The organism is Sinorhizobium fredii, from assembly GCF_002944405.1.
GTDB lineage: Bacteria > Pseudomonadota > Alphaproteobacteria > Rhizobiales > Rhizobiaceae > Sinorhizobium > Sinorhizobium fredii_C.
The window spans coordinates 1,001,544-1,012,012 of the sequence record NZ_CP024310.1 but is presented as its reverse complement, the minus strand read 5'-3'; the positions used below and the strand labels follow the sequence as shown (position 1 = coordinate 1,012,012).

Annotated in this window: 8 protein-coding genes; 2 read left to right on the top strand and 6 right to left on the bottom strand. The window is 63.4% G+C overall.

Going from position 1 to position 10,469, the window contains the following annotated elements:
• The first annotated feature begins 14 nt into the window (after positions 1 to 14).
• A complete protein-coding gene (locus NXT3_RS28470) occupies positions 15 to 1,589 on the top strand; it encodes a glucosamine inositolphosphorylceramide transferase family protein (RefSeq protein ID WP_097524629.1) in 1,575 nt (524 codons plus the stop codon).
• Here NXT3_RS28470 and NXT3_RS28465 read toward each other — a convergent pair.
• Positions 1,510 to 2,313, bottom strand: coding sequence for a 4'-phosphopantetheinyl transferase family protein (locus NXT3_RS28465; protein ID WP_104841144.1), 804 nt, complete (start codon positions 2,311 to 2,313; stop codon positions 1,510 to 1,512). The genes NXT3_RS28470 and NXT3_RS28465 overlap by 80 nt on opposite strands.
• Positions 2,303 to 3,481 (bottom strand): DegT/DnrJ/EryC1/StrS family aminotransferase, encoded by a 1,179-nt coding sequence (locus NXT3_RS28460; RefSeq protein ID WP_037417235.1) that lies wholly within the window; start codon positions 3,479 to 3,481, stop codon positions 2,303 to 2,305. The genes NXT3_RS28465 and NXT3_RS28460 overlap by 11 nt, the downstream gene beginning before the upstream one ends.
• 265 nt (positions 3,482 to 3,746) lie before the next feature.
• Between NXT3_RS28460 and NXT3_RS28455 the strand changes: the two genes are divergently transcribed.
• Complete coding sequence (locus NXT3_RS28455; protein WP_097524631.1) at positions 3,747 to 5,453, top strand: GMC oxidoreductase; 1,707 nt, start codon at positions 3,747 to 3,749, stop codon at positions 5,451 to 5,453.
• Between the two features lie 37 nt (positions 5,454 to 5,490).
• Here NXT3_RS28455 and NXT3_RS28450 read toward each other — a convergent pair whose 3' ends face one another.
• The 4 genes from NXT3_RS28450 to NXT3_RS28430 all read right to left on the bottom strand — a co-directional run bounded on the left by NXT3_RS28450 (position 5,491) and on the right by NXT3_RS28430 (position 10,469).
• Positions 5,491 to 6,312 carry a methyltransferase, TIGR04325 family gene (locus NXT3_RS28450; RefSeq protein WP_037417245.1) on the bottom strand — a complete coding sequence of 274 codons (822 nt, stop codon included), beginning with the start codon at positions 6,310 to 6,312 and terminating at the stop codon, positions 5,491 to 5,493.
• Between the two features lie 37 nt (positions 6,313 to 6,349).
• On the bottom strand, positions 6,350 to 7,870 hold the full coding sequence (locus tag NXT3_RS28445; RefSeq protein ID WP_037417336.1) for an oligosaccharide flippase family protein: 1,521 nt from the start codon (positions 7,868 to 7,870) through the stop codon (positions 6,350 to 6,352).
• Between the two features lie 435 nt (positions 7,871 to 8,305).
• Positions 8,306 to 8,983, bottom strand: coding sequence for a sugar transferase (locus tag NXT3_RS28435; RefSeq protein ID WP_037417248.1), 678 nt, complete (start codon positions 8,981 to 8,983; stop codon positions 8,306 to 8,308).
• 181 nt (positions 8,984 to 9,164) lie between these two features.
• Positions 9,165 to 10,469: a glycosyltransferase family 4 protein gene (locus NXT3_RS28430; protein ID WP_234828206.1), complete on the bottom strand. Its 1,305-nt coding sequence runs from the start codon at positions 10,467 to 10,469 to the stop codon at positions 9,165 to 9,167.

Below are 10,469 nucleotides of genomic sequence, written 5' to 3'. Positions count from 1 at the left end.
TGGAGAGCACGACCATGCGCGATCTGAGCCGCCCGCTGCGCATTGGAATCCTCGCGGATGCCGTAGACTTCGAGAACTGGCAACTTATGGTCTTCGACCGCATCATAGCGGACCGCCGCTATGCCCTGACCGCGATCTTGATCGACAGGCCCCGGGGATTCCGGACCGCTCCCTCGGCACTCCTGAAGTTGGCCTATGGCTTCGAGGAGAAGACGCTGGGAAGGCAGGCGCCGTACAGCCCCTGCAATTTCGAGGCGCGCAAGCAGCGCATCGTGCCACTTGCACAGTCGACGCCGGGTGCCGTACAGGCGCAAATCGCCGAACTCGGGCTTGACCTCGTCATCCGCATGTCTCCGAACGGAATGCCCGACGATGCCGTCGGGCACTTGCGCTACGGCGAATGGGCGTTTTCGTTTTCGGACCAGAAGGCGAGGGGCTGCGAATGGTTCAGCTATCGTGAGGTTGCCCGCAATGCGCCTTGCGTTGATCTCTCCCTCTATGTCCGGTCTGGCTCCAGCGTGGGCGACATCGCCGCCTCGTCCTTCAACATCAAGTTCAGTGCGCTCCGGAACATCAATTTCGTCAAGGAGCGCGCGGCCACCCTGCTGATGCGCGAACTGTCGCGCCTGGCGGATTCGGCCGAGCTGCCGTCGACGTCACACTCACCACCCGATGCGGCGCCGCCGACGACCGGGGAACTCGCCAAATACGTGGCCGGCCTCACCAAACAACTTGCCGGGCGTGCGTTCAAGGCGCTCAAGAAGAAGACGGGATCGGGATCGGCGGTCTGGACGCTTTACACCGGAAGCGGCGGGATCGACAACTTCGAGCCGTGCGGCTCGGTCGAAATTCCTCCCACCCGCGACAACATCAGGGCCGATCCTTTCCTGCTCGAACACGAGGGCGCCTGCTACCTGTTCTACGAAGCCTATGCCGATGGCGACCGCAAGGCGCATATCGCCGTGGGACGGCTCGACGGCGACCGTTTGCAGCCTATCGGCATTGCTCTCGATTGCCACTATCACCTTTCATATCCCTTCGTCTTTCGCGATGGCGAAGATATCTTCATGATGCCGGAAACGCATCAGTCGAAGCGGATCGAGATCTGGCGCTGCGTGGAGTTTCCGTTGAAATGGGAGCTTCATTCGACCGCGCTCAACGGCATGTCGGCCGCCGACAGCGTGCTGACCCGCCACGCCGATCGCTGGTGGCTCTTCACCAACTTGTCGGAATACCACGCCTTCGAAGATCACTGCAGCGAGTTGCACATATTCGAAGTCGACGGGCCGGCCCTATCGCGCATCACTCCGCACCGGCGCAATCCGGTGGTGATCGGCAGCACCTTCGCCCGGAACGCCGGGCGGATCTTCGCGCGCGACGATCGTGTGTTCCGCCCCTCGCAGCGCAATGCGCACGGCATCTATGGCTACGGGCTGAATATCATGGAAATCGAGCAACTGGACCTCGACACCTACAGGGAAAAATGCGTGCGCACGATCGAGCCCGACTTCAAGCCTGGATTGGTCGGCTGCCACCATTTCGATTCTGCTGGCGATCGCTACGTCCTGGATGCGCGATTGATGTCTTGATCCGGAAGACGTCCTCCCTGCGATAGCGCAGGCGCACGGCATTGCCGATCGTCAGGGCCGCCACGGCGCCGTGAAAGTTCTCCGGCGCCATCAGTTCCAGCAGGCTCCAGTTCGATGGTGCGTCCACGTCGCCGTCCAGCCGCTTGAGTCGTGGCGGCTCGGTAGCGCTGATCGTCACGTCGAAAGTGTCGAGCGGCAGGGAGAGGCCCGCGCCGTGCGCCTTCACGAAAGCCTCCTTGCGTGTCCAGCAGCGATAAAAGGCCGCGAGATAATCTTGCTCCGGCAAGGCGGCCAGTTCGGCGCATTCGCGAGGCGAGAAGAAATGGGTGGCGACATCTTCCTTCAGCGGTTTGATTTCTTCGATGTCGAGGCCGACGGGATAGTGATCCGACACGGCGAGCATGGCGACATCGGCACTGTGGCTTAGATTGAAGTGCAACTCCGGGATCATCGCCGCGGCGATGCGCGGCTTGCCGAAGACATTGTAGGCGAGCCCGATGCGTGCTGGCGGAATATGAAGGTAGCGGCTGAGCACCAGACGCAGCCCCGCACGGCCGACGATGAAGCGATGCCGGTCCCGGGCGTGGATGAACCGTGACGCGCGGGCACGATCGGCGGCGCTGAGCAGCGGAAGATGTGCCTCGGCTTGCGCCGCCTCGGCCGCGATGCTCCACTGCCATATGTCGATGGTGTTCGGGCCGATGCGCTCGAGACTACGTCGCATAGGCCAATCCCCCCTTCGATGCCTCGCGCTGGCGCCGCATGCGTCTGGCGAGATAGGTCATCAGCGCCAAGGGGTAGTTTTCGCCTAGACTCACTCGGCAGGTCCGCTTGAGAATGTCGAGCGACCTCGAGCAGCTGTCGGGCGCATATTCGATCCTCCGCGCAGCCCATGAATAGGGGTTCATTCTGGGATTGGCGGTGCGTTGCTCGATGATCGGCAGCCAGTTGGTATAGACGTGCCGGCTGGAATCGAAGAGACGGTAGACGCCCCGCTTGTTCTCTGCGGCAAAGCTTTCTGCTTCCTTGGCAGTGTCGAAGAGGAGGTGCAGCCCGGCCGCGCTTTCCTGGTCATTGTGCGGGCCCAGCGTGAACCCCGCGCTGTCGAGAATCTCCGCCATCGCATCGTAACGCACCCGCATCCGCCGGATCATCGGATCGAGCTTCTTCAGTTGGACGTTGAGCATGGCGCCCTGTATCTGACTGGCCTTGAGATTTACACCGACCATCGATGGTTCGTTGTAATTGTCGAGATGGCCGCGGAACAGCGCTCCGATATCGTGATACATGCGTGCGCGAGCGAAGAGACGGTCGTCATTTGTAACGATCGCGCCTCCCTCGCCGATGTTGATGTTCTTGAACTGATTGAAACTGTAGGCGCCTGCATGACCGATCGTTCCCACACGCACGCCCCTGTATGTGAGCCCCACCGCCTGGCAGGCATCCTCGACTACGATGAGATCGTGCTTTCGCGCGATCGCCAGGATCGCACTCATGTTGCAAACCATGTTCGCCATATGCACAGGAACGATCGCCCTGGTCTGCGGGGTAAGCTTGCGAAGAATGTCCGCCGGATCCATCGTCAGGGTTTCGTCGATATCGACAATGACCGGAACCGCGCCCACGGCGATCGCCGCTGCGGCTGTCGCAATCCAGGTATAGGCCGGAACGAGCACCTCGTCGCCGGGGCCCACGCCGCAGGCCGCGAGCGCGGCGATGAGCGCGCCCGTTCCACTGCTGACAGTTAGCGTGTGCTTGACGCCGAATTTCTCCGAAAAGTTAGCTTCGAACCGCGTCAGCGGACCCGTGCCGTCGCCGCTGAATCGCGCCAGCTTTCCCGACGCGAAGACAGGCGCAAGTGCCAGCCATTCCCTCAATCCTACGCGAGCCATCGCTTGTTCTCCGATCCGCGCCGGTCCCGTCGTCGCCGACCACCGGCGTTCCAGGCAAGAGGGACCGCTGCCGCATACCGGCGCAGTGTAAGGTTAGTCGCGTGCTTGCCGCGTTTCAAAATGGACATACGGTCATGGCCTGCTCAAAGTGTGCAGGCCCCGCCTATCCGAAATCAGTAGTGCACCTAAACTCCTATCCATATTGGCGGATTTCGGCCCGAGAGTGCTTCTGGTACCACCGGAATCCAACGCGCAGGAGAGGCGCATGTCGATCCACGATCTCCGCACCTTCCCGTCGGGAACCAACTTTCGGGCGGACATCGCTCTCATCGGCGGCGGCCCGGTGGGCATCACGATTGCTCGCGAGTTGTCCAAGAGCCGCTGTCGTGTCCTGCTGATCGAAAGCGGCGGCCCCGATTTCTGCCAGGAGCATCAAGTTCTGAACGCTGTCGAAAATGTGGGGGAGCCGATCGCCCGCGCCGGCGCCGAACCACTTGGCCGCGGCTATAACGGCGGGCTCGCCTGGTTGAACGATGTGGCTCCCTTCGAGTTGCGCAATCGCACGCTCGGGGGCAGTTCGCATACCTGGATCGGCAAGTGCGCGAGTTTCGACGAGATCGACTTCGAGCGCCGGCCGTGGCTGCCGGTGTCCGGCTGGCCGATGACGCGCGAGAACCTGTCGCCCGCGCTGGCCAAGGCCGCCGACCTGCTCAACCTTGGTCCGAATGTCTATGACGAGAGCCTGTATCGCCTGCTGCGGACGCCGCCGCGCGGCTTCGATTTCGACGCCGATCTCCTTCGGCCCTTTTTCTGGCAGTTCAGCCATGAACGCGACCGACGCGGTGAGCCGATGCGATTTAGCCGCATGGCGCGGGATCTCGATGCGCCGAATGTCGACGTGCTGTCGCGCGCCACGGTGACGGCCATCAATCTCGACCGAGACGCCCGACGGGTGATCTCGCTCGATATACGCGCTGTCGAGGGCGTCCACGCGACCGTGCAGGCGGCGACCGTGGTGCTTTGCGCAGGCGGCATCGAGAACGCCCGCTTGCTGCTCGCCTCCAACGCGGTGATGAAATCGGGCGTCGGCAATTCCAGAGACGTGGTCGGTCGCTATCTCGCCGACCATCCTCGCGCAGCGATCGCGCGCTTCGTCGGTCCTGATATCGACAAGCTGGCCGGGCACTTCAATTTCTACGGCCTGTCACATCAGGGGCGGCCGCATTTCTATCTCCACGGCATGCGTCTCAGTCCTCATGTGCAGCGGCGCGACGGGCTGGTGAACTGTGCGGCCTATCCGGTGCAGGTCCATGCCGCAGGCGATCCCTGGGCAGCGGTGAAACGGTTGATGCAGGGCGGCAGCACGCGGCTTTTCGGCGATCTCGCGACGGCTCTCCGATCGCCCGGCCTGCTGGCTCAGGGCGCTTTCCGCCGCCTCGTCCAAAAGCGCGGAATGCTGCACCGTTCCGACGAGCTTCGCTTCGACGTGATGGCCGAGCAGAGGCTCGATGCGGACAGCCGCGTAACTCTCTCGGAGCAGCGGGATCTGTTCGGGACGCCGTTGCCGCGCGTGAACTGGAAAATCGGCGAGGCGGAGGTCGAGAGCATAAAGCGGCTGGCGCACGCCCTGTCCTCGCAGTTCGTCCGCAACGGCCTGCCGGCGCTCCGCTTGGCCGCCTGGATTGCCGAGAACGACGACGGCAAGGCGGTTTTCACCGACATGGCGCATCCCTCCTGCACGACGCGCATGGGCACCGATCCATCAGTCAGCGTCGTCGACCCCGATGCCATGGTCCATGGCGTCGACGGCCTGTTCATCGCCGGCAGTTCGGTCTTTCCGACGCCGGGCCACGCCAACCCGACCTTGATGGCCCTTGCACTGGCGATCCGGCTTGCCGATCACCTGAAGGCCCGCAACGAACGCCGCTCCGTCGTGGAATTGCGGCGGCAGGTCGCCGCAACCGGGAGGTGACGCCCGGCGGCGCAAACGGCACGCCGGGGTAATGCTGTTATCCGAGCCGGTAGTAGAAGCCGGCGCTCTCGCTTGCGCCCAGTTCCGGATGCGTCTCGATCACGTGGGCGAGCGAGGGGATTGTCCAGCGATCGACGAGCGTGTAGCCGAGGTGTTCGATGTCCTGGCGCAGCGCGCCTTCATCGCGCATCTGGTAGGGAACGGTCGCGCGTCCAATGCGCTCAAGCGTGACCACTGCTCCTCCCTTTCGTAGCGCCACCTTGTTCAAAATCAGATGTCGTGGGGGGACAGGGAGTTCGTTGAGGAGCCGAGACAACGGGACGTCGAGGTATTGCAGTAGACCGGAGCCCAGGAAGAGCTCAACCGGCCCGGCATCCGCGATGCACTCCACGAAGTGCAACGCGGGGAGATTTTCTCGCTCGGCCCTGCGCCGGCCCGCCTGGACGATCGACGGCAGATCGTAGACGACCCATCGGAACGTGTCGTCGAATTGCATGAGATTGCGGAACGCCCGGTACTTCGTGCCCATGTGGCCGCCGGCATCGACGAGCCCGTTAACCTCGCCGGCGATCTGGTGCATCCAGAACAGCACCGGATAGTCCCAGGGTGCCACCTTGCACATCTGCTCGAACGCGACTTCGGCGATTTCCTCGTGATCGTAGCCGGCGAGACCGTTCGACCGCGCGGTGGCAAGCGCCTCCTCGAACGTGGCATAAGCGCCGGTGAACCGCTGCGGGAAGGGAGAAAGATAACGCAGTCGTCCGCCGGCAGCGCGCAGCGGCGTGAGCGACTGGTTGAGGCTGCGAACCGCGCGGCGCAACAGTGGATAGGCCGTGTTCCTGATATCGTTGCCCAGCATCTGTGGTCCCCCGTGGCAGGCGTCACTGGATCAGTCGTCAATGCCGCCCGAAAGCGAAAATAGGCTTCAGCGCGCCGCCCCACCGCTGCAGGAGGGCCAGCGTTGCTACATAGATGCAGGCGCCGGAGACGACCTGGAGAGCGACCGTCGAGATCTGCCTCAGTGCCGACACCTCGGCAATCCTGCCAAGGAGCAGCACGGTTGCCGCCATCGCCACGACAGCGATGGCCACCAGGCCGCAATTGCCGAGCACACGGCTCCAGACGAGGCCGCCCTGTTGGGTTTGAAGGCGCATCGAGATGTTGAATGAGATGACGGCCGCAAGGCACTGTCCGAGCGCGGTGGCGATCGCGCCGAACGGGGTCAGCAGCACGATGAGACCGACGGAGATCGCCCCGTTCAGCATTATGGCCCGTGGCATCTTGTGAATGGTGCCGCTCAGCGAAAGCAGCGGCTCGGTCACGTATCCGGGAATGAGCAGGGTCTGCTTGGCTGCCAGAATGGCGACGAGAATGGCGGCGGGCGCCCATTTCTCGCCGAGCAGGACGTCGATCAGTCCACCCGACACCAGCGCGAGGCCGAGATAGACCGGAGCGGAGACTGCCATGAGCACGGTCATGAACGTGGTTGCCGTGGAACCGATCGCGGCTCGGTCGCGCTCACCCTTGGCCTGGCCGCCGGCGCGGCCGAAGACGATCCAGGCCAGCATGCGCGCCGGCTCGCCCATCAATTCGGAAAACGCGGCGACGATCCGCTCGGCGGCGCGATAGTAACCGGCCTCCGCAAGACCCAAAACGCTGCCGACCACCAGCGTGCCCGCATAGGAGCGGAAGAACACGACGAGGCGGTTGGCGACGATATGACGGGAAAACTCGAGCACTTCGAGCGCGAAGTCGCGGCAAAGGCGCAGGGAGGGAAGCCAGCGCACGAGCACCATCGATGCACCAAGGAAGGTTATCTGCTGCGCCAGCCGACCGCAGATGAGGGCCGCGATGCCTTGGCCTATCCACAGCCCGCCGATCGCAACGACAAGTCCGACGGCTTCGCCGGCGATGCGGATCAGGGACTGGCCACGCAATTGCCCGCGCGAGATGAGGATGCCGTCGTAGACCGTGGAGAGCGACGCCGGCAAGTACCAGGCGCTGAACAGGAGGATCAGGACGGCCGACCAGCCGTCTGCGAACCACGAGACGGCCGCCAGCGCTGCAAGCAGGCCGAGCAGTGTCGCGATCGCGCCCGACAGGATCGACATGGTCGCGAGCTGGTCTAGATCGACCTTGTCCGCTCCCGCCTTCATGACAAATTCTCCCCACCCGCCCTCGGCCATGACGAGGACGAAAATGGCGAAGGATGAACTGAAAGCGAAGAATCCGAACTCGGCAGCCTCCAGGACATGCGCGGCGACGATGAAAATAGCGAGTTGAACCGCCTGGGAGACCACTTTGGCGGAGAGGGCCATGAAGCCATCCCCGACCAGGGCTGGAAGGCTCACCAGTCGCCGCAGACCGGCGGACAGGTTTCCGAGGTGTACGGCGGCGATGGAAAGATGGCGCCGCATCATCGCTCGCGGATCGTCCGGTCGTCCGGCCTGCCGACTGGCATCGCCCGCTCGCGGTTGGGAGCCGCGGGACGTGTGCCACGACGGACTGGAAAACACCACTCTGTTGCCGAAATATCACCACATGACGGGTGTCCTATGACATAGAGGCGTGGGTCGATTTGCCGTCGGTCGCAGGATGACGAGTAGGGCAACCGGGACTTGCGCCTGTGAATGGATGGGCAGGCGGAGGCGATCGTCTCTCCGCGGACATTTTGCCCCCCGGCAGGAACGAAGGGCTCGCCGCAGATGTCGAGGCAGGCACCATTTGGCGGAATGGACATCATGACCAGCCGAACTTCATGGAACGCGCAATTGGTCATTCGCTGGCTGGCAATCGCGTTTTGCCTCATCTTTTGGGCTGCGCTCGTCATCTTCATCTGGTGAATCGCCCCATTACGCATAGTTCGTTGCAAACAGGACGATGCCGACCGTTTTCACGATGATCACCAGGTCGAGATAGGCCGACCGGGATTGGCAATACTTGATGTCGTACTGGACGCGTTCCTCGTAAGTGGTGTCGGCCCGCCGGTTCACCTGCCACATTCCCGTCATTCCGGGCTTCAACGATGTGTAGTAGTGCAGGTTGCTGCCGTATTTCTCGGTCTCGTCCGGAGGTATGGGGCGGGGTCCGACGAGGCTCATGTCGCCACGCAGCACGTTGTAGAATTGCGGCAGCTCGTCGAGGCAGGTCATTCGAAGAATCTTCCCAAGCCAGTGGACCCGGGGGTCGCTGCTGAGCTTCCGTTTCTCGGCCCACTCCCGTCGACGCTCGGGATCAGTCGCGAGCAGTTCCGTCAGCCGTTCCGAGGCATCGCGCCGCATCGATCGAAACTTAAGGCAATCGAACAGCCGGCCCTGGGCGCCGACGCGTGCGTGACGGAAGATCAGCGGCCGGCCGTCCACGGCGAGCAGCGCGACGGCGATGACTGCCAGCAGCGGCGCGAAGAACAGGAGCGCGGCAGCGGAAACCGTCACGTCGAAAATGCGTTTACCGCGGTCGCCGCGCGGCGCCGCAACCGTCGCCGGAATGGAGCGTTCCCCTCTTGCCGCGCCATCGGAAATAGACAGCATATCTCTCGCTCCTCGAAGTCGTCCGATGTCCTTCAGGCTGCCAGCGGCCACCTTGATTGACAATCCGATCATGATGGCCAACACCTAGTCCAATGGACGTACACGGCAGGAAAAATCAGGATGACGCTCGGCCGGTCGACGGACGGCGTGCTAGCCGTCACGATGTCAATGGTGGCGAGCATCACCAGATCTGATCGCGCAGGGTCCCCCAGCCTGCCGCGCGAGGGGCCGGCAGTGTGGCCGGTGCCCGTGGATCTGATCGGCCGCGCAGCAGAATGCTTTCGTAGAGATCGATGAGTGCGTCGGCCCAACTTTCGGGCGTGTGTGACAATTGCCCGGCCACAGCCACGCCGGTCATGCTCATCCGGTGAACGAGATCGTCGTCGGATGCGATGCGGCGCATGGCTGCGGCAAGGTCGTCCACATTCGCGGGGGTGAAGGACAAGCCACAGCCGGAGGCCGCGATTTCCTGAGAAAGCAGAGCCGCTTTGGTGATGATGACGGGCAATCCACTGCCGGCGGCCTCAAGCGCAGCCAGGCCAAAGGGTTCGGGCACCCGCGAGGGAACGACGACGGCCCGTGCCCCGCACACGATATCATGCATGGCCTCCTTGGATTTCCAGCCGTGAACCCTCGCTTGCGGAAATTCCCGCTCGAGGAAGGCGCGGCCTGCGCCGTCGCCAATGAAATGCAGCGGCACACCGGCGAGGTGCGCTGCGCGCGCCGCGTCCTTGTACCCCTTCTCTTCCTCAAGCCGTCCGATGAAGACGAAATTCGAGCGCGTCCAGGGCGCCAGGCCCGGCCCGGCGAGCGGAGAGACGGGGTTGCGGATCGTCGAGATGCGCCCGTCGCCGATTCCGGCGCGCAGCATGTATTCGCGCATTCTCTCATGGACGATGACGATGTGCGCAGGTGCGCTGCGAGTGGGAAAGAGATGTTCGCGCAAGAGGTGACGCGCCGTCCGCCAGAGCTTCTCATGCAGGCCGCGCTTGTCGCACTGCGTCGCCAAACATCGGCGCGACATCGGTTCAAGCTCGCAGACGCGTTGCGTCCTGTAGTTCACGAAGCCTCCGTTGGGGCAGGCGAGGAAATAGTCGTGGGCATGCAGGACAACCCGCTCGCGCACCTTGGCGAGTGCGCGGAAAATGGCTGGCGACAGGATCTTCGACCAGCCGTGCACGTGATAGATCGTCGTCGGCGTATCGCGGGTCGAGATCAGTCCGCTCAACGCCTCGTGGGCCCGCGGATTGTAGAGGCCCAGGCGCAGAGCGTCGCTTCGCGTCCGGTCGAGCAACGGAGCCTGTCCCAGGTTTATCATGTCGTCCGCGGGCGGCTCCCCCGGCGCGTTGTCGCCGGCAAAAAACGTGACCGAAAGTCCGCGCCGCCGCAGCAGTTCGGCCGAAAGGATCGCGAGATTGGTCGCTCCGCCGACCCTGGTGGAGCGGTCATTGATGATGACGATGCGGGCGGGCGGGATGCCGGTCAT

Bases quoted from the DNA above. Each gene is read 5' to 3' on its own strand.
- NXT3_RS28470 (WP_097524629.1), top strand. From the start codon at position 15: ATGCGCGATCTGAGCCGCCCGCTGCGCATTGGAATCCTCGCGGATGCC.
- NXT3_RS28465 (WP_104841144.1), bottom strand. From the start codon at position 2,313: ATGCGACGTAGTCTCGAGCGCATCGGCCCGAACACCATCGACATATGG.
- NXT3_RS28460 (WP_037417235.1), bottom strand. From the start codon at position 3,481: ATGGCTCGCGTAGGATTGAGGGAATGGCTGGCACTTGCGCCTGTCTTC.
- NXT3_RS28455 (WP_097524631.1), top strand. From the start codon at position 3,747: ATGTCGATCCACGATCTCCGCACCTTCCCGTCGGGAACCAACTTTCGG.
- NXT3_RS28450 (WP_037417245.1), bottom strand. From the start codon at position 6,312: ATGCTGGGCAACGATATCAGGAACACGGCCTATCCACTGTTGCGCCGC.
- NXT3_RS28445 (WP_037417336.1), bottom strand. From the start codon at position 7,870: ATGCGGCGCCATCTTTCCATCGCCGCCGTACACCTCGGAAACCTGTCC.
- NXT3_RS28435 (WP_037417248.1), bottom strand. From the start codon at position 8,983: ATGCTGTCTATTTCCGATGGCGCGGCAAGAGGGGAACGCTCCATTCCG.
- NXT3_RS28430 (WP_234828206.1), bottom strand. From the start codon at position 10,469: ATGACCGGCATCCCGCCCGCCCGCATCGTCATCATCAATGACCGCTCC.